The sequence below is a fragment of the Nonomuraea aurantiaca genome, from assembly GCF_020215705.1.
GTDB lineage: Bacteria > Actinomycetota > Actinomycetes > Streptosporangiales > Streptosporangiaceae > Nonomuraea > Nonomuraea aurantiaca.
Map to the genome: position 1 here is coordinate 244,571 of NZ_JAIWNB010000008.1, position 24,794 is coordinate 269,364.

The 24,794-nt window shown below is 71.1% G+C and carries 28 protein-coding genes and 1 pseudogene; 14 read left to right on the plus strand and 15 right to left on the minus strand.

The window, feature by feature from the left end; genetic code table 11:
- Window positions 1–140 precede the first annotated feature (140 nt).
- Genes LDL49_RS21265 through LDL49_RS21290 form a run of 6 tightly spaced genes read right to left on the minus strand, consistent with a single transcriptional unit; the run spans window position 141 to window position 4,831 of the window.
- Window positions 141–731 carry a hypothetical protein gene (locus LDL49_RS21265; RefSeq protein ID WP_225292850.1) on the minus strand — a complete coding sequence of 197 codons (591 nt, stop codon included), beginning with the start codon at window positions 729–731 and terminating at the stop codon, window positions 141–143.
- Between the two features lie 4 nt (window positions 732–735).
- Window positions 736–1,830, minus strand: coding sequence for a hypothetical protein (locus LDL49_RS21270; protein ID WP_225292851.1), 1,095 nt, complete (start codon window positions 1,828–1,830; stop codon window positions 736–738).
- Between the two features lie 25 nt (window positions 1,831–1,855).
- Window positions 1,856–2,308: a hypothetical protein gene (locus LDL49_RS21275; RefSeq protein ID WP_225292852.1), complete on the minus strand. Its 453-nt coding sequence runs from the start codon at window positions 2,306–2,308 to the stop codon at window positions 1,856–1,858.
- The gene (locus LDL49_RS21280; protein WP_225292853.1) at window positions 2,305–3,951 is read right to left on the minus strand and encodes a hypothetical protein; all 1,647 of its coding nucleotides are present in this window, start codon (window positions 3,949–3,951) and stop codon (window positions 2,305–2,307) included. The genes LDL49_RS21275 and LDL49_RS21280 overlap by 4 nt, the downstream gene beginning before the upstream one ends.
- 46 nt (window positions 3,952–3,997) lie before the next feature.
- Window positions 3,998–4,474, minus strand: coding sequence for a hypothetical protein (locus LDL49_RS21285; protein WP_225292998.1), 477 nt, complete (start codon window positions 4,472–4,474; stop codon window positions 3,998–4,000).
- Window positions 4,475–4,480: 6 nt separating this feature from the next.
- Window positions 4,481–4,831: a hypothetical protein gene (locus tag LDL49_RS21290; protein ID WP_225292999.1), complete on the minus strand. Its 351-nt coding sequence runs from the start codon at window positions 4,829–4,831 to the stop codon at window positions 4,481–4,483.
- Between LDL49_RS21290 and LDL49_RS59225 the strand changes: the two genes are divergently transcribed.
- From LDL49_RS59225 to LDL49_RS21305, 3 genes are read left to right on the plus strand one after another with little or no spacing between them, the layout of a single operon-like run.
- On the plus strand, window positions 4,725–5,264 hold the full coding sequence (locus tag LDL49_RS59225) for a histidine kinase (RefSeq protein WP_225292992.1): 540 nt from the start codon (window positions 4,725–4,727) through the stop codon (window positions 5,262–5,264). The genes LDL49_RS21290 and LDL49_RS59225 overlap by 107 nt on opposite strands.
- Window positions 5,203–5,457: a sensor histidine kinase gene (locus LDL49_RS59230; protein WP_225292854.1), complete on the plus strand. Its 255-nt coding sequence runs from the start codon at window positions 5,203–5,205 to the stop codon at window positions 5,455–5,457. The genes LDL49_RS59225 and LDL49_RS59230 overlap by 62 nt, the downstream gene beginning before the upstream one ends.
- Window positions 5,454–6,200, plus strand: coding sequence for a response regulator (locus tag LDL49_RS21305; RefSeq protein WP_225292855.1), 747 nt, complete (start codon window positions 5,454–5,456; stop codon window positions 6,198–6,200). Before LDL49_RS59230 ends, LDL49_RS21305 begins: the two co-directional genes overlap by 4 nt.
- A gap of 285 nt (window positions 6,201–6,485) precedes the next feature.
- Here the strand turns inward: LDL49_RS21305 and LDL49_RS21310 are convergent, their stop codons facing one another.
- The gene (locus LDL49_RS21310) at window positions 6,486–7,304 is read right to left on the minus strand and encodes a helix-turn-helix domain-containing protein (RefSeq protein ID WP_225292856.1); all 819 of its coding nucleotides are present in this window, start codon (window positions 7,302–7,304) and stop codon (window positions 6,486–6,488) included.
- 141 nt (window positions 7,305–7,445) lie between these two features.
- Between LDL49_RS21310 and LDL49_RS21315 the strand changes: the two genes are divergently transcribed.
- Both LDL49_RS21315 and LDL49_RS21320 read left to right on the plus strand, forming a co-directional pair.
- Window positions 7,446–8,525 carry a WD40/YVTN/BNR-like repeat-containing protein gene (locus tag LDL49_RS21315; RefSeq protein ID WP_225292857.1) on the plus strand — a complete coding sequence of 360 codons (1,080 nt, stop codon included), beginning with the start codon at window positions 7,446–7,448 and terminating at the stop codon, window positions 8,523–8,525.
- Between the two features lie 3 nt (window positions 8,526–8,528).
- On the plus strand, window positions 8,529–8,837 hold the full coding sequence (locus LDL49_RS21320) for a ubiquitin family protein (RefSeq protein ID WP_225292858.1): 309 nt from the start codon (window positions 8,529–8,531) through the stop codon (window positions 8,835–8,837).
- A 19-nt stretch (window positions 8,838–8,856) separates the two neighbouring features.
- Here LDL49_RS21320 and thyX read toward each other — a convergent pair whose 3' ends face one another.
- A complete protein-coding gene (gene thyX / locus LDL49_RS21325) occupies window positions 8,857–9,639 on the minus strand; it encodes an FAD-dependent thymidylate synthase (RefSeq protein WP_225292859.1) in 783 nt (260 codons plus the stop codon).
- 152 nt (window positions 9,640–9,791) lie between these two features.
- Here thyX and LDL49_RS21330 point away from each other — a divergent pair, with 152 nt between their 5' ends.
- Both LDL49_RS21330 and LDL49_RS21335 read left to right on the plus strand, forming a co-directional pair.
- Window positions 9,792–10,142 carry a DoxX family protein gene (locus tag LDL49_RS21330; protein WP_225292860.1) on the plus strand — a complete coding sequence of 117 codons (351 nt, stop codon included), beginning with the start codon at window positions 9,792–9,794 and terminating at the stop codon, window positions 10,140–10,142.
- A 13-nt stretch (window positions 10,143–10,155) separates the two neighbouring features.
- Entirely contained in the window at window positions 10,156–10,644 is a 489-nt protein-coding gene (locus LDL49_RS21335) for a MarR family winged helix-turn-helix transcriptional regulator (RefSeq protein WP_225292861.1), read from the plus strand.
- On the opposite strand, the gene LDL49_RS21340 is transcribed toward LDL49_RS21335, so the two are convergent.
- The 6 genes and pseudogenes from LDL49_RS21340 to LDL49_RS21360 all read right to left on the minus strand — a co-directional run bounded on the left by LDL49_RS21340 (window position 10,641) and on the right by LDL49_RS21360 (window position 15,394).
- The gene (locus tag LDL49_RS21340; RefSeq protein ID WP_225292862.1) at window positions 10,641–11,201 is read right to left on the minus strand and encodes an ABC transporter permease; all 561 of its coding nucleotides are present in this window, start codon (window positions 11,199–11,201) and stop codon (window positions 10,641–10,643) included. The genes LDL49_RS21335 and LDL49_RS21340 overlap by 4 nt on opposite strands.
- Window positions 11,198–11,419 carry a hypothetical protein gene (locus tag LDL49_RS21345; protein WP_225292863.1) on the minus strand — a complete coding sequence of 74 codons (222 nt, stop codon included), beginning with the start codon at window positions 11,417–11,419 and terminating at the stop codon, window positions 11,198–11,200. Before LDL49_RS21345 ends, LDL49_RS21340 begins: the two co-directional genes overlap by 4 nt.
- Window positions 11,419–11,742 (minus strand): DUF8746 domain-containing protein, encoded by a 324-nt coding sequence (locus tag LDL49_RS59855; protein WP_504854013.1) that lies wholly within the window; start codon window positions 11,740–11,742, stop codon window positions 11,419–11,421. Before LDL49_RS59855 ends, LDL49_RS21345 begins: the two co-directional genes overlap by 1 nt.
- Window positions 11,736–12,056: pseudogene (locus LDL49_RS59860) on the minus strand (ATP-binding cassette domain-containing protein); the annotation flags it as partial. The pseudogene LDL49_RS59860 and the gene LDL49_RS59855, both read right to left, overlap by 7 nt.
- Window positions 12,031–13,179 carry an amidohydrolase family protein gene (locus LDL49_RS21355; RefSeq protein ID WP_225292865.1) on the minus strand — a complete coding sequence of 383 codons (1,149 nt, stop codon included), beginning with the start codon at window positions 13,177–13,179 and terminating at the stop codon, window positions 12,031–12,033. The pseudogene LDL49_RS59860 and the gene LDL49_RS21355, both read right to left, overlap by 26 nt.
- An 85-nt stretch (window positions 13,180–13,264) precedes the next feature.
- Window positions 13,265–15,394 (minus strand): anthranilate synthase component I, encoded by a 2,130-nt coding sequence (locus LDL49_RS21360; RefSeq protein ID WP_225292866.1) that lies wholly within the window; start codon window positions 15,392–15,394, stop codon window positions 13,265–13,267.
- 294 nt (window positions 15,395–15,688) lie between these two features.
- Between LDL49_RS21360 and LDL49_RS21365 the strand changes: the two genes are divergently transcribed.
- The 3 genes from LDL49_RS21365 to LDL49_RS21375 all read left to right on the plus strand — a co-directional run bounded on the left by LDL49_RS21365 (window position 15,689) and on the right by LDL49_RS21375 (window position 19,708).
- Window positions 15,689–17,137: a glycosyltransferase family 39 protein gene (locus tag LDL49_RS21365; RefSeq protein ID WP_225292867.1), complete on the plus strand. Its 1,449-nt coding sequence runs from the start codon at window positions 15,689–15,691 to the stop codon at window positions 17,135–17,137.
- Window positions 17,138–17,240: 103 nt separating this feature from the next.
- The gene (locus tag LDL49_RS21370; protein WP_225292868.1) at window positions 17,241–18,785 is read left to right on the plus strand and encodes a CocE/NonD family hydrolase; all 1,545 of its coding nucleotides are present in this window, start codon (window positions 17,241–17,243) and stop codon (window positions 18,783–18,785) included.
- On the plus strand, window positions 18,767–19,708 hold the full coding sequence (locus tag LDL49_RS21375) for a helix-turn-helix transcriptional regulator (protein ID WP_225292869.1): 942 nt from the start codon (window positions 18,767–18,769) through the stop codon (window positions 19,706–19,708). The genes LDL49_RS21370 and LDL49_RS21375 overlap by 19 nt, the downstream gene beginning before the upstream one ends.
- Here LDL49_RS21375 and LDL49_RS21380 read toward each other — a convergent pair.
- A complete protein-coding gene (locus LDL49_RS21380) occupies window positions 19,699–20,589 on the minus strand; it encodes an SDR family oxidoreductase (RefSeq protein WP_225292870.1) in 891 nt (296 codons plus the stop codon). The genes LDL49_RS21375 and LDL49_RS21380 overlap by 10 nt on opposite strands.
- Window positions 20,590–20,962: 373 nt before the next feature.
- On the opposite strand from LDL49_RS21380, the gene LDL49_RS21385 reads away from it, so the two are divergent.
- From LDL49_RS21385 to mctP (LDL49_RS21400), 4 genes are all read left to right on the plus strand, one after another.
- On the plus strand, window positions 20,963–21,172 hold the full coding sequence (locus LDL49_RS21385; protein ID WP_225292871.1) for a DUF3311 domain-containing protein: 210 nt from the start codon (window positions 20,963–20,965) through the stop codon (window positions 21,170–21,172).
- Window positions 21,169–22,779: a monocarboxylate uptake permease MctP gene (mctP, locus tag LDL49_RS21390; protein ID WP_225292872.1), complete on the plus strand. Its 1,611-nt coding sequence runs from the start codon at window positions 21,169–21,171 to the stop codon at window positions 22,777–22,779. The genes LDL49_RS21385 and mctP (LDL49_RS21390) overlap by 4 nt, the downstream gene beginning before the upstream one ends.
- 149 nt (window positions 22,780–22,928) lie before the next feature.
- Entirely contained in the window at window positions 22,929–23,138 is a 210-nt protein-coding gene (locus tag LDL49_RS21395) for a DUF3311 domain-containing protein (RefSeq protein WP_225292873.1), read from the plus strand.
- Complete coding sequence (mctP, locus tag LDL49_RS21400; RefSeq protein ID WP_308016167.1) at window positions 23,135–24,745, plus strand: monocarboxylate uptake permease MctP; 1,611 nt, start codon at window positions 23,135–23,137, stop codon at window positions 24,743–24,745. The genes LDL49_RS21395 and mctP (LDL49_RS21400) overlap by 4 nt, the downstream gene beginning before the upstream one ends.
- The last annotated feature ends 49 nt before the right edge of the window (window positions 24,746–24,794 follow it).

Genomic DNA, 24,794 nt, shown 5'->3' on the forward strand with positions numbered 1-24,794 from the left:
CTTTCATGGCGACCTCCGCCACGACGGACCGTCTTCTTCCGCTCCCCCGGAGGGGGTACAGCCCCAAAAGGACACCAGCTACCACGGACCGTCACGAACCATCCGGGGGACCATGGTGGTCACGCAGGCGACGGTGCTAGCTAGGGCCTGTATGGAGTTCGGATCTTTAAGACGCCTATCAGCGCCAGGCGGCGGGACGGGCGGTGGCGCCGCCAGGCGACGGCCAGGAAGGCGATCAGCCCGAGGACGGGCAGGGAGCACAGGGTCCAGCTCAGTGCCAGCGGCGGGCCGGGCTGCTCCAGGACGGTGACGTTGCCGAGAGTGCCCGTGCCCTGCCCTCGCGGGCCGTTGACGGTGAAGGTGAAGCTCCACTGCCCGGCCGTGGGCAGGGACTGGATGTCCAGGCCCCAGACGTCCCGTTTGCGCGGATGGCGGGACAGCGGGCTCTCTCTGCGCATTCCCTGCTTCAGGCCGGGGCCGGTCATGGCGAGGGTGCCGGACTTTCCGCTCAGCCCTCCGTCGGGGACGAAGGTGAAGTCCAGCGACTGCATGGCGCGCAGCGGCCAGGTGGAGAAGCCCACGGTCAGGTGGTAGGGGCCGGCCTGCACCTGCTCGGTGTGGACGACCTCGACCGGCGCGTACGCCTGCTCAGGCTCGGCCTGCGCGGGCGCGGCGGTGAGGAGCATGACCGCGCCCATGACGTACGGGGCGAGGAGCGTGGTGAGGCGCATCGGTTCAGCGGCCTTCCTGGTCGGCGGCGGGGGCGTTGAGGTGCAGCAGGACTGCGAAACGGGCGGCGAGGAACCCGGCCAGGGCACCGAGCGTCAGCCCGAGCAGCACGTCGCTCACCACCGCCGTCACGGATGCGGCGGAGCGGCCCACCGGCCCTGCCCCGCCGCTCAGCGACGACATCTGCACCAGCATCGACAGGCTCACCACCACGCCGCCGGCGGCGCCGACGAGCTGGGGCAGCCAGCGGGCCGACCAGCCGCGCCGGCGCCCGAGCCCAAGCAGCCCCTCGATCACCAGGGCCGCGACCAGCATGAACATCGGGATGGAAGGCAGTAGAGGCGGGACGCCCACGAGGTTGTCGCGCAGGGGCAACCCCACGTAGTCTGCGTAGACCCTCGCGGCCCACGGCGAGAACCACCAGAGGAACAGCTGCATCAGGCCGAGGACGACCGCGATGGACAGGGCCACCCGCCGGCGGCGCAGCGTGATCGCGCCCATCAGGACGAGGCAGACTGCGAAGAAGACGCTGCCCGCGAGCCGGGCGTCGATGGGCAGTCCCAGCCTGCTGAAGGCGTTGGTGGTGAGCGGGGTGAACATGATCAGCACGGGGATGCCGGCGACGAGCCCGATCCGCCCCCAGGGCTGTGCGCGGGCGGCGGCGAAGACGATGACGCTGCCGACCATGGTCAGGCTGATGGAGATGAACAGGGCGACGTGGGGCGGGGAGTCCAGGACGGCGTCGAAGCCGTACAGGGAGTGCCACCACAGGTCAAGAAGGCCGTACAGCAGGAACAACGCGGCGCCGGTGCCGGCGACGAGGTAACCGAGGGGCGCGGTGAACCTGCCGCCGAGAACCCGGACCGGGCTGCCGCCGACGGCGGGGTCGGCCGGGTGCCCGGCCCGCTGGGCGGAGGTGACGCGCAGCACCATCACCAGGCTGGCGATGCCGGCGATGGCGCTGCCGGAGTACAGCATGAGGTGCGGGAGAGTGAAGAAGGTGTCCGGGCCGACGTCGACGTGCCACTGCACGTCCCAGTGGATGCCGGCCAGCGACATCAGGGTGCCGGCCAGCACGGTGTACGCGGGAGCGGGGTTCATCGGAGTTCTGTGCCTTTCTGGCGGATCAACGGGGGACGTTGAGCGGGAAGACGAGCCGGTCGCGGTGGCCGTCGCCGTCGACGGTGACCAGGACCTGCCAGCGGCCGGGCATCATCAGCGGTAGAGCGGCCACGTGGTAGTGGCCGTCCGGGGCTCGTACGGCGGTGCAATCGGGTACCGCGTGGCCCGCGGTGGGCAGCGCCGCGGAGACCATGACCACCGGCGCCGGCCCGCCGGTCGCCGTGCCGCCGCGCGGCACGAGCCGGACGTCGAGCGCGGTGCTGCCGGTGACGGGCGCGGAAACCGTGAGGATCACCATGTCGCGGGCGGTGCCGCCGGTGAGCGTGATCGCGCCCCGCGGGGCGTCGGAGGCGGGCCGGGCCGCGCCGGGCCACGGCGCCCACAGGGCGTGCACCGACAGCGCGGTGAGCAGGGTCGCCGCCAGGACCACCGCGGCGACCAGGAACCGCCGGCTCATGGCCTCTTCTCCACGGTGCCGGTCACGTGGAGCAGGTACGGAACGGTCAGGACGGTGTAACCGCGCTCGGCCTGGATCCAGATGCGGTAGTAGCCGGGCGCCGGGAAGGTGTGGACGAAGCAGATGTCGGGGCCGTAGGCGGCGACCGTCTCGTCGGCGGTGCTGTCGCCGTTGACGGAGGTCAGCCCGCCCATCCCGGGCATGTCCGGGTCCAGGCCCGGGGAGGGTGAGTGCGGCCCCATGCCCGGCGCGTGTGCCGTCCCGTCCGTGCCGCTCGTGTCGTGGGTACGGTCCGGCATCGCGCCCATGGAGTGGGAGTGGGCCCACACCTGGGCGTTCTGCGTCGCCGTACCCACCGCTGCCTCGGGCGCGAGCGGGCCGACGACGATCAGGTGCCCGAGCATGCCCAGCCACGGCTGCAGGGTCGCCGTGTCGCCCACGCGGGCGCTCAGTACGGCGGCCTGGCCCGCCACCAGCGACGATGCCGAGAGCCGTACCTGGACGTCGGCCACCGTCCGCGCACCGGCTCCCACCTGGAGATCGCCGGCTGTCGTCCGGGCGGCGACCTCCGGGCGGGAGCCGGTTGTCGTCCGGCCGGTGGCGGGCACCGCGTCGATGCCGGTGGCCGAGCGGAGCTGCTGGACGCCGCCGCCCCGGCGGGCGAACTCGGCGCTGACCGCGTAGTGGCCGCCCTCGGGCAGGGACAGCGGAACCTCGAACACCCCGGCGCCGGTCCTTATCGGGTGCAAATGCCACAACTGCCCGGAAGGGCCGACGACCAGCAGGTGCAGGAGCGCCCCGTCGTGCACGACGACGTCGTCCAGGGGCAGACCGGTGGACGCGTCGGACAGGGCCAGCCGCACATCGGCGACCTCGCCCGCTCTGGTCGTGGAGGACGACAGCAGCAGCGTGCCCGGCGGGCGGGAGTAGTCGCCGATCCGCTGCCCGGAGTAGGCGTAGGGATCGTCGACGCCGTCGATGGTGGCATCGACCTGGCCGCCCTGGGACGGTGGCGGCGGTAGCCGGGACGACAACAGCGCGCCGGTGACCGCCACGGCCAGGCAGGCGACCAGAGCGCCGCCCGGCACCAGTGTCCACCAGCCGCGGCGGGCGCGTACGGCGACCAGAAGGGTGACGAGGAGGAGGACACCCGCGCCACTGAAGCCCAGGTAGACCGCGGTCTCGGGCGGCGAGGTGAGCTGCTTGGGCACGATGAAGGGGATCGTCGCGGTCCTGTTCCCATCGCTGAGGGACAGCTCCCACGGGCCGGCGCGGGTGACGTCCAGTACGGCGGAGCAGGTCCCGGGCCGGCCGCTCAAGGCGACCGCGGCGGTGTCAACGGTCGTGCCCGACACCGACGCGGCGGACGCGGACGTGGAAACGCCCGTGGGGACCACCGCCAGGTCGAGGCGGCCGGCGGCGGTGCCCTTGTGGGTGATCACGTCCACGTGCAGAGGTCCGGGCACACCGGTGACCCGTCGCAGGATGACGGTCAGCTCCCGGCCGCCGAGCGTCTGGGCGACGTGCAGGTCGCCGACGGCGGCGGAGTCCGCTTCGGCCACAGGGGGCATGAGAAGGCCGAGCGTGCTCAGCAGGATGGCGAGCACGGCGCCAAGACGGCGGGCGGCTGAGGGGGCGTTCATCGTGCGGGCAGCCTAGAAAGGCCCGCCTGCCGCTGTCGTCACGGTGTCAGGGGATGCAGGTCCCCCGCCCGGGGGACTCGCGCATGGTCCGTGACCAGACATTATGGGTGGTTGTGACCGCCCGCCCACCAAACCGCGGGCCGTCGGGACGAAGGGCGGAAGGGGTGCCGGTGCCCGACAGGGAAGGGCGCGAGGGGCGCGGAGCCGGGCCCGTCCGCGACGTCAGCGGGCCGCTGACCCGCCAGGCGATCGTGATCGCCGTGGTCGTTCTGATGGTGGATGTCCTGTCTTTCGACCTCTCCACCAGTTCCACCTCGTTGCCGGCGGGGTGGAACTGGGCCGTGCTGGCGGCCATCGTCGTGGTGGACGCAGGTCTGGCCGGCGCGCCGCGCCTGTCGGGCGTGGTGGCCGTCGCCCAGGCCGCCGTCATGGTGGCGGGTACGGCCCTGCTCGTCCATGCCGGCCAGGACCTGCCTGCCGGGCCGAGGCCGATGTCCCCGCTGAACAGGGCGGGCCTGCTCATCTCGGCCTACCGGGCGGGCGCCTGGCTGGAGCGAGGGCCGGCGGTGCTGTCCCTGCTCTGCCTCGCCGCGGGAGCGGTCACGCGGCCGCTACTCGGCGGGGCGCCCCTCGAACCGGGACGGGTCCTGCTCAACGTCATGGGCGACGCGCTGCTGCCCTGGCTCGTCGGCCGGTACACCACCGCGCGCCGCGCGTACATCGCCGAGCTGGAAAGGCGCTCCGAGCGGGAGCAGGCGGCGGCCCGGCAGGCGATGGCCGCGGCCATCGCCGAGGAGCGCAGCAGCATCGCCTGCGATCTGCACGACGTGATCTCCCACCACGTCAGCGCCATCGGCATGCACGCCGTCGCGGCCCGCATGCGGGGCCCGGCGGCGGGGGACGCCCACGGCCAGTCGGCAACGCGGGGCCCCCCCCCCGCGCCGCCCCCGCGCCTGCCCGCCCGCGGCCCCCCGCGGGGGGCCCGCGACGGCGGCGAACGCCCAGGACCTGACGGCATCGCTGGCCGCCGTGGAGACCTCCAGCCGGGCCGCCATGCTCGACCTGCGACGCCTGCTGGACGTCCTGCACGGCGACCCGGCCGCGGAGGACAGCCAGCCTGGGCTGGACAACCTGCCCGAACTGCTCGAAACCCTGCGCGCCGTCGGCCTGCGTGCCCGGGTGACCGTCCACGGCGTCCCGTCCCGATTGCCGGAGTCGCTGGACATCGCCGCCTACCGGGTGGTGCAGGAGATGCTCACCAACGCCCTGCGGCACGGCGCCGGCGGCGTGGCGGAGGTCGAACTGCGCCATGACCGCGCCGGCCTCACCCTGACCGCCTCCAACCCCCTGGCCACCCGGACCCGTGCCCGGCCCGACTCGCCGCACCGCGGCCTGCAGGGCATCAGGAGCCGTGTCACCATGTTCGCGGGGTCGACCAGCTACGGGCCCGCTCCCGACGGCAGCGCCTGGATCACCACCGTGACCTTCCCCCTGGACTCCTCATGACTTTGCGCGTCCTGATCGCCGACGACCACGCCATGTTCCGCTCCGGTCTGCGTGCCGTCCTGGACACCCAGGCCGACCTGGTGTGCGTGGGAGAAGCAGCGGACGGGCGGAGCGCCGTGAGCGAAGTGCTGCGGCTGCGTCCCGACGTGGCGATCATCGACATTCGCATGCCGCGCCTGGACGGCCTGCGCGCCACGGAGGCGATACTCGCCGACCCCGCCAACTCCACCAAGGTGATCCTGTTGACCACCTACGACCAGGACACCTATGTCCATCGCGCCCTGCGGGCAGGGGCCGGCGGGTTCCTGCTGAAGAGCCTCCCGCCGGAGGAGCTGATCGCCGCCATCCGGGTGGCCGCCCGCGGCGACACCCTCATCGACCCCTCGGTCACCCGCCGGCTCAGCGCCCGCCTCGCCGACGGCATCGCACCCCCTCCCGCCCCGGTTGGCCTGGACCTCCTCACCACCCGGGAACACGAGGTACTGCTCCTGCTGGCCCAGGCGCACAGCAACGCCGAGATCGCCGGCCGCCTCGGCATCGGCGACGAGACCGTCAAGACCCACGTCTCGCGCATCCTCACCAAACTGAACCTGCGCGACCGGATCCACGCCGTCTCCTACGCCCACCTCCACGGCCTCGTCGGCCCAGCCGGCGCGCCGTCCGATCCGCAAGCGGGCGATCCGGGCGATCCTGTACGGTCGCGCCTGCGGGGTCATCGATGGCCGGGCGGGGCAGGCCGGTGACCGTACCCGCGTCCATTGCCCGGGACGTCCAGACCGTCAGGCAGATGGGCTGGAGCGATGCCCCGCCGACTGTGCGGTCCGGCTCTGGAACACGTGCACGGGATCGGCCGGGCGAGCTCGCGTACGTTGACCAGTTCCCGATGCCACATCCCCGCGTCGCCGCCGACGGCCCAGGGCGAGCACGTGCAGGGGCCGCCCGGGTACAGATGGCCAAGACGCGAGGTGCGGACGCAGGTGTACGAGCCGTGCACGCCGACCAGACAGCGGGGAGGCAAGGCTGTAGTACTAGGGGGCGGCGGGCCGCTGGAACGCGGCGGCGGTCTCGTCGTCGTTGGGCCAGAACGTCTCGATGGCGAGCTCGGCGACCGTCACGTCCAGAGGCGTTCCGAACGTGGCGATCGTGGTGAACATCGACAGGATCCGCGTGCCGTGCCTGATCCGCAGCGGCACCAGAAGGTCGGCCGGGCCCGGCACGTGCACCACGTTCAGATCCACGCCGGGGTAGGTGTAGGCGGCGAGCTCGTCGTGCAGTTCGGCCAGCTGCCCCGAGCCCGACGCCTCCGCCTGCCTGCGCAGCTGGTGCAGCAGGTGGGCGCGTACCTCCGCCAGGTTGACCAGCCGGCCGCCCATCGCCTCGGGGTGCAGCGACAGCCGCATCACGTTGACCGGCTCCTTGAGCAGCTCCGCGGGCACCCCGTCCATGAAAAGGGCGGTCGCCGAGTTGGCCGCCACCAGGTTCCAGGCGGCGTCCACGACCAGGGCGGGGTAGGGCTCGTGCCCGGCGAGGATCTTGTCGAGCGCCTGCCGGACGGCCTGCATCTCGGGGGCGCGTACCTCGCGTTCGGGGAAGACCGGTGCGAACCCCGCCGCGACCAGCAGCCTGTTGCGGTGGCGCAGCGGCACCTCCAGCTCCTCCGACAGCTTCATCACCATCTCGCGGCTCGGCCGGGCCCGCCCGGTCTCCAGGAAGCTGACGTGGCGAGCCGACACCTCGGCCTCGATCGCCAGATCGAGCTGGCTCACCCGCCGCCGCTGCCGCCAGGATCGCAGCAGATCCCCGAACGACTCATCCCCCACCGCGAACGCGCCATTGACCGACCCCATACGGCAACGCTACCGAACGGCAGGGAAGCAGCACGATTACCTCGGAAGTAATCGCGCGGCAAATCGCCCAGTCCTCGGCGCTCCTGGTCACGGCGTGGCACGATGGCCGGGAAGCGAACACGGGAGCGATGGGAGCTTGTTATGAGCGACGCAGTGCTCGCGATCGGCACCCGCAAGGGCCTGTTCCTCGCCCGCTCGACGGACGGCGGCCCGTTCGAGGTGGCGCCGATCCAGTTCTCCACGGTCGGCGTGACCGCGGTGGCGATCGACACGCGCGCCGGCACGCCGCGGATCCTGGCGGGCATCGAGTACGGCCACTTCGGCCCCTCGGTGATGTACTCCGACGACCTCGGCGAGACCTGGCAGGAGGCCGAGCGTCCCCCCATCGCCTTCCCCGAGAAGACGGGCGCGACCCTGACCAGGGTGTGGCAGCTCATGCCGTCGCCGGCCGAGCCCGAGGTGGTCTGGGCCGGGGTGGAGCCGGGCGCGCTGTTCCGCTCGGCGGACCGCGGCGTCACCTACGAGCTGGCCGAAGGGCTGTGGGAGCACCCGCACCGGCAGCACTGGGCCCCGGGCGGCGGCGGGCTGTGCCTGCACACGGTCGTCAGTCATCCCACCGATCCGAACGTCATGGGCGTCGCGGTCTCGACGGGCGGCTTCTATCGCACGACCGACGGCGGCCTCTCGTGGGAGGCCGCCAACCAGGGCATCCGCGCGCCGTTCATGCCGGAGGGGCAGCAATATCCCGAATACGGGCAATGCGTGCACAAGGTCGGCATGCACCCGTCCCGGCCCGAGCGGCTCTTCCTGCAGCACCACTTCGGCGTCTACCGCAGCGACGACTTCGGCGGCACCTGGCACGACATCGGCTCGTCGCTGCCGTCCGACTTCGGCTTCCCGATCGTGGTGCATCCCGCCCGGCCCGACACGGTCTACGTGCTGCCGCTGAACGCCGACATCGACCGCACCCCGGTCGGCCACCGCTACCGGGTCTTCCGCAGCGAGGACGCAGGGGGCACCTGGCAGCCGCTGGAGCGCGGGCTGCCCGAGGGGCCGGTGCACGCGAGCGTGCTGCGTGACGCGATGACCGCCTCCGAGGCGGGGGTGTTCTTCGGCACCCGCGACGGCGAGGTCTACTGCTCGCGGGACGACGGCGGCACCTGGTCGACGGTCGTCCGGCACCTGCCCGACGTGCTCAGCGTGCGCGCGGCGGTGCTGTAGTCCATGGCCAAGAACGTGATGATGGTGGTCTTCGTCCTGCCCAACTCGCTGCGCCGCTGGGTGAGCGGCGACAGCGAGGTGAAGGTCTTCGCCGTCGCTGCCGACCAGCACACCCCGCCGACGCTCGGCTCCGCGCTCGACATGCTGCGGCGTACGCATCCGCTGCTGGAGGAGCGGCTGCGCGACGACTACGGGCGTATTCGCCGGCACATCAACATGATCGTGTGCGGCGAGAACGCCCGCGGCCTCGGCAGCCTCGACTGCGCGCTGCCGCCGGGCGCCGAGGTCTATGTCATGCCGGCGCTGGCCTGATCACCCGCGCTGATTCACCTCACACCTTGCGCCAGCCGGGGACCCAGGCCCCGTCCTCGATGACGTAGTCACCGAACAGGGCGGGCGCCTCCTTGACCATGAGCGCGCCGATGTGCTGGAACAGCAGCCGGATCTCCTCCTCGGCCCCGGCCGCCGTGCGCGCCTCGATCGTGTGCCGCAGCGTGCGTACGTTGGCCGTCCAGACCAGCCCGGTGGCCAGCCCCTCCGGGGCGAAGCGGCGCATGAACGAGGTGCGGTGCTTCTTCTCCGAGAACGGCACCCCCTCCTCGTCGAGCCCGAAGTGATCGGCCATCCAGATCTGGAACTGCTCCATCTGCTCCAGCATGGCCGTGGCCCGCTTCATCAGCTCGGGATCGGACTGGGCCCACTCGGGGAACCAGAACGGCAGCTCGTCGAGGCGGACGAAGCGCAGCGACTCCTGCGAGATGGCCACTCCGGGGCGGTGCCTGACGAGCTCGTGGGTGAGCACGCGGCTGACGTTGTGCAGCACGAAGCTGAAGTTGAGATGCTCCAGCACCGAGCCGTGGGCGCTGGCCAGGATGTTGCGCAGGTAGTCGCCCTGGTCCTCGCGGATGCGCACGACGTTGGGGTTGAGTCCGGGCTCGAAGGAGCGGTAGCACAGGCGCCCGGCGAACTCGGCCAGGTTCTGGGCGTCGAGGTCGCCCCGGTCGAGCCGCTCCAGCCAGCTTTCGCCGCCGACCTCGCCCAGGTAGCGGGCGAGCTCGTCGTAGTCGAGGTCTGGACGGGCTATGAGGTACACCTCGGGTTCGACGGTGCGCATGGGCGAGCCCCCGCTCGGGTTAGGCGATGTGATGGCCCCCAGCAAACCAGGTCGCGGACCTGCGCGCGACTCGGCGCGAGGCCCGCCTGAACACTTGTAGCTTCAAGTTTTTCGCCCTACAGTCAGACCCTCGATACTTGAAGGGACAACTTATGAACGTCGTCCTCTGGGTCCTCCAAGCCCTGCTCGCCGCCGCCTTCCTCTTCGGCGGATTCATGAAGGCCACCCAGCCCAAGGAGACGCTCCAGCCGCGCATGGGATGGGTGGATGATTTCAGCCAGGCGCAGGTCAGGGGTATCGGCGCGGTGGAGATCCTCGGCGCGCTCGGCCTGGTGCTGCCCTGGGCCACCGGCATCGCCCCGATCCTCACGCCCCTGGCGGCGGCCGGGCTCGCCATCACCATGATCGTCGCCGCCCAGGTGCACCGGCGGCGCAAGGAGAGCTTCGCGGTTAACCTGGTACTGCTGGCGCTGACGGTCATCGTCGCGGTCGGCCGATTCTGACGCTGGGGGTCTGTTGGTCGAAGGGCTCGGCCATGACGAGCAGCGAGCGTGGCAGGGCCTGCTCGCCGTGATGCTCGTCGGCATTCCGCGGGTGGAGCGCACGTTCCGGGCGCACGGGCTGGTCCACATCGAATACGGCCTGCTCAACACGCTGGCCGCCGGGCCGTTGCGGCTGAGCGACCTGGCCACCCTGGGCAACGTCTCGATCAGCCGCCTGAGCCACCGGGTCAGCAAGCTGGTCGAGCGCGGCTACGTACTGCTGCGGCCCGACGAGAGCGACGGCCGGGCCAGCGTCGCCGAGATCACCCCCGAGGGGCGGGCGGTCATCACCGCGATCGCGCCCGACCACGCGCGGGCCCTGCGCGAGGTGCTGTTCGACCACCTCACGCCCGAGCAGGTCGCCGCGCTGGCAGACGCCATGCAGAGCGTCGGAGCCAAGCTCGGCGCCTGCATGGCGGACGACCGCGGGAGAGAGGGCCCGGCCCCCACCGGGTGTGGCTAGGTGATGTCGCGCCGGATCGTCGTGGCCGAGGCGACCGCCGAGAAGAGCACCGCGTACCCGAGCAGCACCAGGGCGCCCGCCCAGGCCGGCAGCAGGTAGTCGGTGCCGAGCCCGAGGTCGACGCCGCTGTTGGTCACCGCGCTGCCCGCGCCGGCCGGCGTCCACTTGCCGACGGGCTGCAGCGCCGGGATCGCGTTGACCAGCGCCTCGACGATGAACACCCACACCACCGCGACGATGATCGCGCCGAGCTGGTTCTTGATCAGCGCGCCCAGCCCGACCCCGAACAGCGTGTAGAGGACGAGCACGAGCAGCACGCCCGTGGCGATGCGCAGGACCTTCGCGGACAGGACCAGCTCACCGCTGGACAGCAGGACCGACACGACCACCGCGATGGCGGTCAGCGCCAGCACGATCAGTCCGAAGGCCAGTCCGACGACCACCCCCGCCCCGAGCTTGGCCACGACCACCCGCTCGCGCCGGGGCGTGGCGAGGAACGTGGTGGTGATGGTCTGGTAGCGGTATTCGGCGGTCATCATGACGACCCCGAGGATCATCGGGAACAGCGCGCCGCTCGAGCCGAGCCCCCACAGGAGTTCCTGGAACGGCGCGGAGCCCCTGCTGGGAAGACCTGCCGGCCGTTCTGAGCGGCCTGTCCGGCGAACCCGATCGTGAGACCGAGCTGCAGAAGCACGTAGGCGACCGTGACGCCCAGCATCACCCACCAGAGCCTGGTGGTCCGGAGCTTGAGCAGCTCCGCCCTGATCAGCGTCATCAGCCCTGCCCCTCCCCGGTCAGCTCCAGGAAGACCTGCTGCAGGTCGGAGCGTTCGGTCGCGACCTCGCTCAGCACGACCTTCGCGTCGAGCGCGATCCGGCCGATGTCCTCGGCACCGAGGCCCCGTACGCGCAGGAACCCGTCCTGCTGCTCGACCGCGGCGCCGGCACGTTCGAGGGCCGGGACGAGCGTACGAGCCGGCCCTTGGCGATGATCACCACGTTGTCGACGATCTGCTCGACCTCGGCCAGCACGTGGCTGGAGACCAGGACGGCGGCGCCCTGGTCGTGGGACAGGTAGCGCAGGAAGCCGCGCAGCCACTGGATGCCCGCCGGATCGAGCCCGTTGGCGGGCTCGTCGAGAATGAGCACCTTGGGATGGCCGATCAGCGCGGTGGCCAGCGCCAGCCGCTGCCGCATGCCGAGCGAGAAGACCTGCACCCGCTTGCCGGCCACGTCGGCGAGGCCGGCCTGCTCCAGCGCCTCCGTCGCGCGCTCGCGGGGCAGCCGGGCCGCCGCGCAGAGCATCCGGAGATGGTTGAGGGCCGTGCGGCCCGGATGGAAGTTGGTGGCTTCGAGCACCGCGCCCACCTCCTCCCCAAGGAGGAGTTCAGAGCCGGTAGACCCGGCGGGCATTGCCGGAGCCGATCATGTGGGCCACCTTGGCCGCGTCGGCGACGCTCCACTCCCCCGCGTCGACCCGCGACTTCAGCGCGGCGCCCAGGGCCCGGCGGAAGTAGAGGGCGCCCAGGTGGCCGGTCTCGGCCACGCCGTGACAGCCGGAGCCGAAGAACTGCTTGTGGAACGGCGCCAGCTCCAGCAGCTCGTCCATGATCCGCGCGGACCCGGCGGCGCTGTGGGTCAGCGCGAGGCCCACGTCGACGTAGACGTGCGGGAAGACGCCGGCCAGGTAGGCGGCCTGGCGGTGGAACGGGTAGCCGTGCAGCAGCACCACCGGCACGCCGGCCGGCTGCAGCGCCCTGACGAACGTGGTCATCCGCGCCGGGTCGGTGCGATGCAGGCCGGAGTAGGACAGATCGCCGAATCCGGCGTGGAACTGCAGGGGCAGCCCGCGGTCCCTGGCCACGTCGACCGCGGTCCACAGCAGGTGGCGCAGCAGGATCGGGTCGGTCAGCGGCTCCTTGGGGTCGGACAGCCGGCGGTTGGCCGCCGCGATGACAGAGCCTCTGCTCGGCCTCGACGGGTCGAAGGCGAGGCCGCACCGGTGACCGATGACCGTCGCCATGCCCACGGCCCTGGCGGCCCTGGCGGTGAGCTCCTCGGCCAGGCTGTCCATGTAGTCGAGGGCCGTCTCGGCCATCTCCACGACGTCCTGCTCGATCTGCTCGATGCCGACGACCTCGTTCGCGGCCGCGTCGCCGTAGCGGGCCAGCTCGGCGGCCGTCAGCAGCTCGGCGCTCTCCATCCCGGTGTCGACCAGCAGCGCCCCGATCCCGGCGGCCCGCAGCAGCCGCCGGTTGACCTCCTCGGCGCCGAGGTCGGCCCGGCGCGCCAGGTACACGGAGGGGGGCGTGTGCGGCTCCAGGCCGAGCACGGGCGCGCACCAGCGGCGGATGCCCGCGCCGATCGGCGTGTCGAAGTGGGTGGTGCCCGGCGGCGCGGGGCAGCCGCCCTCGTTGATCAGCAGCTCGAACTGGGCTCTGGTCAGGTCGTCGCGGCGCACCCCGTGACAGTGGTGGTCGACGAGTGGGGCGAGGAGGGCGTCACGCACCGTATCGGGAAGATCTACGGGGAGCATGCGGAGACTCTAGGTGTCCTCCGCACGCCCCCGCGGCCGTTTTACCTACCCGATAGACGCGCTAGATCCTCACGTGTGAGAACCCTCACCGGCGGGCCAGGCGGAGCACATTGGCGATGACGCGCGCGCCCGCGCCGCCCTCGGCGGTCAGGATGGACTCCGGGTGGAACTGCACGGCGAAGCGGCGCCTCTCGGTGTCCTCGATCGCCATGACGTTGCCGTCGGGCGTCAGCGCGGTCGGGGTGAAGCCGACCACGCCGACGCGCTTGGCGTGCAGGGAGTGGTAGCGGGCCGCGACGAACTCCTGGGGCAGCCCGTCGAGCAGCGCGTCGCCGCCGCCCAGCCGGGTGACCTGGCCGCGCTTGCCGTGCTCGGGGTAGTCGAGCAGCTCCAGCGAGCCGCCGGCGTGCTCGACCATCGCCTGCAGGCCGAGGCAGACACCGAAGACCGGCAGGTCACGGGCGTAGATCTCGTCGATGAGCGCCGACATGCCGAAGTCGGAGGGCCAGCCGGGGCCCGGCGACAGGACGACGAGGTCGGGCGCGATGTCGTCGAGCATGGCCGGGGGGAAGCCGTGGCGCAACGTGACGACGTCGGCGCCCTCCTGGCGGAAGTAGTCGGCCAGGGTGTTGACGAAGGAGTCCTCGTGGTCGACGAGCAGCACCTTTATGCCCTGGCCCGGCTGCTCGCGGACCGGGACGGCCGGCTGGGCGTGCGGCTGGTTGACCGCGGCCAGGGCGCCGAGCAGGGCGCTGGCCTTGAGCTCGGTCTCGCGCTCCTCGGCCTCGGGGTCGGAGTCGAACAGCAGCGTGGCGCCGGCCCTGACGGTCGCCAGGCCGTTCTTGATCTGGGCGGTGCGCAGGGTCAGGCCGGTGTTCATGGAGCCGTCGAAGCCGATGAAGCCGATGGCGCCGCCGTACCACCGGCGGGTGGTGGCCTCGTGGTCCTCGATGAACTGCATGGCCCAGGTCTTGGGCGCGCCGGTGACCGTGACGGCCCACATGTGGGTCAGGAAGGCGTCGAGGGCGTCGAACTCCGGCCGCAGCCGGCCCTCGATGTGGTCGACGGTGTGGATCAGGCGGGAGTAGAGCTCGATCTGGCGGCGGCCGATGACCCGGACGGAGCCGGGCACGCAGATGCGCGACTTGTCGTTGCGGTCGACGTCGGTGCACATGGTCAGCTCCGACTCCTCCTTGACGCTGGTCAGGAGGGTGCGGATGGCCTCGGCGTCCTCGATCGGGTTGCTGCCGCGGGCGATCGTGCCGGAGATGGGGCAGGTCTCGACGCGGTCGCCGCTCACCCGGACGTACATCTCGGGCGAGGCGCCGACGAGGTGCTCGCCCTCGCCGAGGCTGATGATGAACTCGTAGGGGGCCGGGTTGCTGTGCCGCAGGCCGCGGAAGAAGGCCGACGGGTCGGTGCAGGGCGCGTGGAAGACCTGGCCGGGCACGACCTCGAACAGGTCGCCGCGCTTGAACTTCTCCTTGGCGGCGGCCACGACCTTGGCGTAGTCGCCCTTCTTCGGGTCGGCGGGCACCTCGGCAGGCTCGGTGAGGGGCACGGACTCGCCGGTGCGCTCCAGGCCGCGGGTGGTGGCGCCGTCGACGGTGAACTCGTAGCGGTATTCGACGCTGGTCTCGCGCTGGCGGTCGATCACCACCAGTCTGTCGGGCAGGTGCAGCACCAGGTCACGCTGGTCGTCGGGGCGGACGAGCTCTTGCCTGATCGGCTCGAACTGGAAGGCCAGGTCGTAGCCGAAGGACCCGTAGAGGCCCAGGTGCGGGTCGTCGCCCCGGAAGGCGGCGATGACCTCGCGGATCGCGGTGAACACGGTGGGCCGGCGGCTGCGCATCTCCTCGGTGAGCAGGTCGCCCGACTCGGGCACGTAGACCTCGACGTGGTCGGCGGTCGGCTCCTCGACGGGCTTGCCGGCGGCCAGCAGGCAGGAGACCACGGCGGGCAGCACGACCCGGCCGCGGGCGTTGAGCGCCCTGGCGGAGATGTGGCGGCCCCTGGCGACCAGCTCCAGGCACGGGTCGACGTAGCCGAACGCCCATCGGCTGTAGCGGCCCGGGTAGTCCATCCCGGAGGAGAAGGCGCCGCCGCGTCTCTCTCCGAGCGCCGTCACGATCTCTTCGAGCGCCTCCTCAGGCACCTGGCGTACCTCGCGCTCGACGCCGATGCCCCCGGCGGTGGTATATCCGCTCGTCTCCACTGCTGCCCCTTGTCGAAAATCGATGATCGAACACCGACACTGATGCCCCGGGGGCGGACACGAGAAAGGCCGCCTTCCGGGGCGGCCGTCCGTTGTGGAATGCGAATCACGCGCCGCCTACTAGCGGCGCCACCACTGAAGCTGCAACGAGATTCGCATGTGGCAAGCGTAACCGGCGCGCGATGATCACGCAACGCGCCCGCGCCGGGTGGTCCCCAGATGGGCGAAACGCCCGGCAAATAGGGGTGCGCAACTCCTGACGGGAGTTCTGACGAGCGGCTAACTTTAGCAATCATGGAACGCCCCCCGTTACTAGCGTGGCGCTCGGTCACGTTGATCTCGATCTTGTTGTTCGCGGTGCTGCTGGTGCTCAGTGGCAGCTACGGATATCACCGCGATGAGATGTACTTCCGGGTGCTGTCCGAGCATCCCGCCTGGGGTTACGTCGATCAGCCCGCCTTCGCGCCGATGGCGGCCAAGCTGTCGATCGCCCTGTTCGGCGACACGCTCTTCGGGATCAGGGTGCTGCCGGCGCTGGCCGCGGCGATCCTCGTCGTGCTCGTCACGCTCATCACCCGCGAGCTGGGCGGCCGTGGCGTCGCGCAGATCCTGACCGCGCTCGGCACGGCGACCGGCGCCTACACCTTCATCGCCGGGCACACGCTGCTGACGCTCAGCTTCGACCTGCCGTTCTGGGCGGCGGCCATCCTGTTCATGACCAAGGCGCTGACGCGCGAGCAGCCGCGGTGGTGGCCGGCCGTCGGCGTGATCGTCGGGCTGGCGACCTACAACAAGCACCTGATCGTCATGCTGGTGCTGGGACTCGCGGTCGGGCTGGTGGCCGTGGGGCCGCGCCGGGTGCTGGCCAGTCCCTGGCTGTGGGGCGGCGCGCTGATCGCGGCGGCGCTGGCCGTACCGAACCTGCTCTATCAGGCCACGCACGACTGGCCGCAGCTGAAGATGGCGGCGGCGCTGAGCGGGGACCGGGGCGGGGAGATGCGGGCGCTGTTCGTGCCCATGCAGCTCACGCTGTTCGGGCCGGTCGTGACGGCCATCGGCGCCTTCGGCTGGGTGCGGCTGTGGCGCGACCGGCGGGTGCGGGCGCTGGCCGTCGCCTATCCCGCCGCGGCCGTGGCGACGCTGATCAGCGGCGGGCGTTTCGACTACACGGCCGGCCTGATCCTGCTGCTGTTCGCGGCGGGCTGCGTGAGCGTGGAGGCGGCGGGTCTGGGCAAGGTACGGCTGGCGACGGGTTTCCTCGTGGTGAACGGCCTGGTGTCGGCCGTGATCGCGCTGCCGCTCATCCCGGCCGCCCAGCTGGCCGCCACCCCGGTGCCGGCGATCGACGAGGTCGTGCGCGAGTCCATCGGCTGGCCGCAGTTCGCGGCCAAGGTCCAGAACGTGCTGCGCTCGCTGCCGCCGGCGGACCAGGCGCGGGCCATCGTCATGACCGGCAGCTACGGCGAGCACGGCGCGCTCGTGCGCGCCGGGATCCCGCGCGTCTACAGCGGCCAGAACCAGCTCCACGAGTACGGCCCGCCGCCCGAGAGCGCCACCGTCGCGGTCATGGTGAACATCGGCCCGCGCGGCATGGACTTCCAGTACAACGGCTGCGAACAGAAGGACCGCGTCGACAACGGCCTCGGCATCGACAACGAGCTGCAGGGCATGGGCATCTTCCTGTGCCGGGGACTCAAGCAACCGTGGAGCGTCGCCTGGCCCCGCTACCAGCACTTCGACTGACCGCCCGGCCGTTGGGGTGCCCCCGGGCTACCGGACCCCGGGCGGCATCTGTTACTGGTAGGTAATGCGACGTGTGCGGGTCCGGCGTGACCTTCCCATTCCGATGCCCGACGGCGTTACCCTCCTGGCCGACCATTACGCGCCGGTCGGGGGGGACCGCGCGCCGGTGATCCTGATCCGCTCCCCGTACGGCCGGCGCGGCCTGTTCGGCTGGATGTGCGGCCGGGGCTTCGCCAGGCGCGGCTTCCAGGTGGTGATCCAGAGCTGCCGGGGCGGCTTCGGCTCGGGCGGGACGCTGGACCCCCTCGGCGACGAGCACGACGACGGCCTGGCCACCGTCGCCTGGATGCGCGCGCAGCCCTGGTACGGCGGGTCGTTCGCGATGTTCGGCCCCTCCTATCTCGGCTACGCGCAGTGGGCCATCGCGGCCGAGGCCGGGCCGGAGCTGAAGGCCATGGCCACGCAGATCACCGCCTCGCAGTTCAGGGACGCCGCCTACGTGGGCGGGGCGTTCGCGCTGGAGTCCGCGCTGAGCTGGACCACGCTGACCGACGCCATATCCCGCCCCTTCGGCGGCACGGCGATGCTGACGGCGCCCCGGCTCACCCGCCGGGCGGTCCTGTCCGGGCGGCCGGTGGCCGAGCTGGACCAGGTGTCGGCGGGGCGGCCGCTGCCCTTCTTCCAGAACCTCCTGGAGCACCATGCCGACCCGGCGGTGCCGTACTGGGAGAAACGTGACTTCTCCCCGAAGGTGGGCAAGGTCGAGGCGGCCGTCACCATGCTGGGCGGCTGGTACGACGTGTTCCTGCCGTGGCAGCTCAAGGACTACCAGGCGATGCGGGCGGCCGGGCGGCGGCCGTACCTGACGATCGGGCCCTGGTACCACGTGGACCGCCGGCACGGGCGGCCCGCCATGGCCGACGCGCTGGCCTGGTTCCGCGCGCACCTGCTGGACGATCCGTCCGGGCTGCGCCCCGATCCGGTACGGCTGTACGTGACCGGGGCCGAGGAGTGGCGCGACTACCCCGACTGGCCGGTGCCCGCGATGCGGCCGGAGCGCTGGCACCTGCAGCACGGCTTCGGGCTCGGCACCGAGCTCCCGCGCGAGGACGAGCCCGACCGCTTCCGCTACCACCCCGACCATCCGACGCCGGTGCTCGGCGGCCCGGTGCTGCTGGCCGACTCCAGGCCGAGGGACCAGCGGCGGCTGGAGGCGCGGCGCGACGTGCTCGTCTACAGCTCCGCCGCGCTGGAGTCGGACATGGAGCTGATCGGGCCGGTCGGCGCCGAGCTGTTCGTCAGGTCCAGCACCCCGTACGTGGACGTGGTCGTGCGCGTCTGCGACGTGCATCCGGACGGCCGCTCGCTCAACGTCTGCGAGGGCGTGCGGCGCCTGGGCCCCGGCTCGGCGGCCGGCGACATCCGGCGGGTGCTGGTGGACCTGTGGCCGATCGGGCACCGCTTCGCCCGCGACCACCGGATCCGGGTGCACGTCGCCGCCGGGGCCTACCCGACGATCGCCCGCAATCCGGGCACCGGCCGCTCGCTCGGGCTGGGCGGGGAGATGGTGCCCGCCGACGTCGAGGTGTTCCACTCCCCCGAGCACCCCTCGGCCATGATCCTGCCGCTGTGCGCGCCGCGCGGTTGATGTCGCTGCTCCTGCTGCTGCAGGGGCGCGGCGGGATGACGGCCGCAGAGCTGGCCGGGGAGCTGGAGGTGTCCGAGCGGACCATCCACCGCGACGTGCTCGCGCTGTCGGAGTCGGGCGTGCCGGTCTACGCCGACCGGGGGCGCGGCGGCGGCTACCGGCTGCTGGACGGCTACCGTACCCGGCTGACCGGGCTCGACCGGGCCGAGGCGGAGGCGCTGTTCTTGTCGGGGGTGCCCGCGGCGCTGCGCGAGATGGGGCTGGAGGAGGTGGCCGCGACGGCCCGGCTGAAGGCCGCCGCGGCGCTGTCACCCGGCGTGCGCGACGCGCCCGCGACGGCCGCGCAGCGCTTCCACCTGGACGCGCCCGGCTGGTTCGCCGGCGACTCCCCGCCACCGGCCGCGCTCGCGCCGCTGGCCAGGGCCGTCTGGCGGGACCTCGCCGTGACGGCCTTCTACAAGGGCGCGAAGCGGACGGTGGAGCCGTACGGGCTCGTGCTCAAGGCCGGCGCGTGGTATCTGGCGGCCAGGAGCGGCGAGCGGTTCCTGATCTTCCGGGTGGACCGGTTCGGGGAGATCGAGGTGCTCGCCCGGGTCTTCGAGCGTGACCCGGGCTTCGACCTGGCGGCCTTCTGGGCGGGGCAGTCGGCGGCGTTCACCCGCTCGCTGCTGCGCGAGAGCATCACGCTGCGGCTGAGCGAGGCGGGCGTGCGCTTGCTGCGCCACATCGCCGACCCGGCCGCCCTGCCCGACGCGCTGGCCTCGCTCCGGCCCGACGGCACGGTCCGGCTCGGGGTGGAGTCGGTGCAGGTGGCCTACAGCCAGGTGCTGCGCTTCGGCCCGGAGGCGGAGGTGCTCGAGCCGCCGGAGCTGCGCGCCCTGGTCGCCGGGGCGGCGGCCCGGCTGGCGGCCCTCTACCGGTAGTCCTCCGGGTTGGCTTCTTTACCGGCTTCCCGGACCTCGGTGATGAAGCGCCACACTTCCGGCCGGCTGCCGTCCATGTCCGTGAACCCGTACACCTGGGCCAGCTCGCCGCTGGAGACCGACCGGCCCGACCAGCGCCGCTTGTCCGGGTCGGTGGCCAGGGCGGCGACCGCGCGGCCCACGTAGGCCGGGGTCTCCGACACCGCCCACGCGGGGTCGGGCTTCGCCTCGCGCCAGGTCTCCTCGGTGACGCCGAACAGCTCCAGCATGGCCTCCGAGCGCAGGAACCCCGGGGTGAGCGCCACCGCCGTGCCGCCGTACGGCTCCAGGTCGTGCGCCTGGCTGAAGGCCAGCCGGTTCACCGACACCTTGGCCAGGTCGTAGTACGGCGAGACCCGGTAGTGGGTGTCGTTGTAGCCCGTGGTGCCGTCGGTCACCTCGACCACCAGCCCGCCCGGCCGGCGGATCAGCAGCGGCAGCAGGTGGTGGCTGGTGATGAGGTGGGTGTCGATCGCCAGCCTGAGCAGGCGCAGCCCGTTGTCCAGGTCGTGCTTCCACACCGGCGTGTCCCACTCGTACAGCCCCTCGCCGCCCCACACGTCGTTGACCAGCACGTCGAGCCGTCCCTGCTCGCGCTCGATCCGCTCGGCCAGCGCCTTGACCTGTGCCGGGTCCAGATGGTCCACCCGCACCGCGATGCCGGTGCCGCCGGCCCGCGTGACCAGCTCGGCCGTCTCCTCGATGGTCTCGGGCCGGTTCAGCTCCGAGCGGCCCTCCCGCGTCGATCTGCCGGTGCAGTAGACGGTCGCGCCGGTCGCGCCCAGCTGGACCGCTATTCCTCGTCCCGTTCCGCGGGTCGCGCCCGCCACCAGAGCAATCATGGGCCCATGCTCGCCCGGAAAGAGGACATCTCATGTCATGTTTTATCTTTCCCGGCACGCCCGAGGGCGTGCCCAGGTGGCGGCGGAGGTGCACGACGGCGCGTTCGTCCGGTCGATATACTTTGAGGACCCCGGTGGGGTGCTGGTCGAGTTCGCCGCTTGGACCCGGCCGGTCGGGCAGCCGGTGACGTGCGGCACGAGCCGAGGACCGCCGCCGAGCGGACCGTCTGACGCCGCGGCAGGCGTCCCAGCCTCATCGTGGGACCGACCGTTCGTCGCGGGGAGACGACCACTCGTCGATCAGTGACCTGACCGAAATAATCACCTCACTAGTCTGCGAGGGCAAGAGCCGCATCTCCCCAAGGAGACCGCCTTGCCCGATGACAAGAGTGACCGCAGCCCCTGGAACTGGCTGCTGCTCCTCCCCATCGCCATCCCCCTGATGACGTTCCTGTACAACTTCGACGAACCCCGGCTGCTGGGCTTCCCGCTGTTCTACTGGCTGCAGATCGCCTTCATCGTCCTCGGCGTGGTCACGACCACGCTGGTCTATCAGATGACCAAGCGCCGGAGGCAGCGGTGAGCGAGCACCTGACCGAGATCATCGTCTTCACCGTCCTGTTCCTGGTGGTCAGCGGCATGGGCTTCTTCGCCGCCCGGTGGCGCCGGCCCACCGACCTGGCCAGCCTCAACGAGTGGGGGCTGGGCGGGCGCAGCTTCGGGGCGTGGATCACCTGGTTCCTCATCGGCGGTGACCTCTACACCGCCTACACCTTCGTGGCCGTGCCCGCGCTGCTGTTCGGGGCGGGCGCCGCGGGGTTCTTCGCGGTGCCGTACACGGTGATCACCTACCCGATCGTGTTCCTCATCATGATCCGGCTGTGGTCGGTGTCGCACGTGCACAGCCTGGTCACGCCGGCCGACTTCGTGCGGGTACGGTTCGGCTCGCCGACGCTGGCGCTGCTGGTGGCCATCACCGGGATCGTGGCGACCATGCCGTACATCGCGCTGCAGCTGGTCGGCATCGAGGCCGTGCTGAAGACGATGGGTGTGTCCGGCAGCGGGCTCCTCACCGACCTGCCGCTGATCATCGCGTTCGTGATCCTGGCGGCCTACACCTACCAGTCGGGGCTGCGGGCGCCCGCGCTCATCGCCTTCGTCAAGGACATCCTCATCTACCTGGTCATCCTCGTCGCGATCATCTACATCCCGGCCCGGCTGGGCGGCTGGAGCCAGATCTTCGGCGACGCCACGGCCAAGTTCGCCGCGACCCCGGCGCCCGGCGACGGGACCCTGCTCAACGCCAACAACCAGCTCCAGTACGTCACGCTGGCGCTGGGCTCGGCGCTGGCGCTGTTCCTCTACCCGCACAGCGTCACCGGCGTACTGGCCTCGCGCAACCGCGACGTGATCAAGCGGAACATGTCGGCGCTGCCCGCCTACAGCCTGCTGCTGGCGCTCATCGCGCTGCTCGGGTACATGGCGATCTCGGCGAAGATCAAGCCGATCGGCACCGACGTCAACACCGTCGTGCCGCAGCTGTTCGACCAGATGTTCCCCGACTGGTTCGCGGGCGTCGCGTTCGCGGCCGTCGGCATCGGCGCGCTCGTCCCGGCGGCCATCATGTCGATCGCGGCGGCGAACCTGTTCACCCGCAACATCTACCGCGAGTACATCAACCGCGATCCGACCGACGCCCAGGAGGCCGGGGTCAGCAAGGTCACCTCGCTGGTGGTGAAGATCGGCGCGGTGCTGTTCATCCTGTTCATCGACCCGCAGTTCTCCATCGACCTGCAGCTCATCGGTGGCGTGATCATCCTGCAGACGCTGCCGTCGGTCGCCATCGGCCTGTTCACCCGCTGGTTCCACAAGGGCGGGCTGATCGCGGGGTGGGTCGCCGGGATGGGCGCCGGCATCCTCATGCTCTACAACGTCGCCAACCCGGCCACCAAGCACGAGCACTTCGGCGGCTCGGCGTTCGCGCTGGCCAAGCTGGGCCTCGACACCAAGATGACGATCTACGCGGGCTTCCTGGCGCTGGCCGTGAACCTGATCGTGGCGCTGCTCGGCACGCTGCTGTTCCGGGCGCTCAAGGTCGCCGACGGCCCCGACGGCACCGCGCCCGAGCACTACACGGCCGACGAGGGAGACCCGCGCATCAAGGACCTCAATCTGTCCGGTTCGACGTGACCCTCAGCTCAGCCGACATTTAGGCCAAACCGTAACCCAGCCGACATTGGGATTAATCCCCTGGTAAAGCTAATCTCCTCCCATTGACGATATGTCAGGAGCTGGTTCAGAGCATGGACCGGCTCCTGATCCATGCTTCGGAGGGGTCGATGACAACCGGGGAACCCGGGCGGGCACGCAGTGACCGCAGCCCTTGGAACTGGCTGCTGGTGCTGCCCATCGTGCTGCCGCTGCTGACCTTCCTGTTCAACGCCGATGAGCCCCGGCTGCTCGGCTTCCCGCTGTTCTACTGGCTGCAGATCGCCTTCATCATCGTCGGCGTCGGCTGCACCACGATCGTGTACAGGATGACCAAGTGAACGCCAACGTGACCGAGCTGGTCGTCTTCGCGCTGCTGTTCCTCGCGGTGAGCGTGATGGGCTTCGTGGCGGCCAAATGGCGGCGGCCCGAGAACATCGAGAGCCTGCACGAATGGGGGCTGGGCGGCCGGAACTTCGGCTCCTGGATCACCTGGTTCCTGGTCGGCGGCGACCTCTACACCGCCTACACCTTCGTGGCCGTGCCCGCGCTGGTCTTCGGGGCCGGAGCGCTGGGCTTCTACGCCCTGCCGTACACGGTGGTGGTCTATCCGCTGGTGTTCCTGGTGCTGGCCCGGATGTGGTCGGTGTCGCACGTGCACGGGTTCGTCACTCCGGCCGACTTCGTCCGGGCCCGGTTCGGGTCGCCCACGCTGGCGCTGATCATCGCGATCACCGGTCTGGTGGCCACCATGCCGTACATCGCGCTGCAGCTCGTCGGCATCGAGGCCGTGCTGAAGACGATGGGCATCACCGGGCACCTGCCGATCATCATCGCCTTCGCCATCCTGGCCGCCTACACCTACCAGTCGGGGCTGCGGGCGCCGGCGCTGATCGCCTTCGTCAAGGACACGCTGATCTACATCGTGATCCTGGCGGCGGTCATCTACATCCCGGCCAAGCTGGGCGGCTGGGGATCGATCTTCGACCTGGCCAAGGCCAAGTTCGCCGCGTCGCCGGCGCCCGGCGACGGGATCACCCTCAACGCCAACAACCAGCTCCAGTACGTCACGCTGGCCTTCGGCTCGGCACTGGCGCTCTTCCTCTACCCGCACAGCCTCACCGGCGTGCTGGCCTCCAAGAACCGCGGCGTCATCAAGCGGAACATGGCGGCGCTGCCCGCCTACAGCTTCCTGCTCGGCCTGATCGCGCTGCTCGGCTTCATGGCGATCGCGGCGGGCACCAAGGGGGTCGTGGGCGCGAACGGCAAGGTGGACAACAACACGATCATCCCGGCGCTGTTCGACCAGATGTTCCCCGACTGGTTCGCGGGCGTCGCCTACGCGGCCATCGGCATCGGCGCGCTCGTCCCGGCGGCCATCATGTCGATCGCGGCGGCGAACCTGTTCACCCGTAACATCTACCGCGAATACCTGCGCAAGGACGCCACGGACGCGGAGGAGGCCAGGGTCTCCAAGCTGGTGTCCCTGGTGGTCAAGGTGGGCGCGGTGCTCTGCATCCTGCTGCTCGACCCGCAGTTCTCCATCGACCTGCAGCTCATCGGTGGCGTGATCATCCTGCAGACGCTACCGTCCGTGGGGCTGGGCCTCTACACCCGCTGGTTCCACAAGGGCGGCCTGATCGCCGGCTGGGTCGCCGGGATGAGCGCGGGCATCTGGATGCTGTACATGGTCCCGAACCCGGCCAACGGCAAGGCCCACTTCGGCGGGTCGGCGTTCGGGCTGTCCAACCTCGGGATCGACACCAAGATGACGATCTACGCGGGCTTCCTGGCGCTGGCCGTGAACCTGATCGTGGCGGCGCTCGGCACGCTGGTGTTCCGGGCGCTGAAGGTGGCCGACGGACCGGACGTGACCTCTCGCGAGGACTACTTCGCCGACGAGGGCGACCCCAAGGTCAAGGACCTGGACCTGGCGGCGTCGCACTGATCGCCTTCCTGACCGGTTGACGGCCGGTTCCCGGTTGGGAACCAGCCGC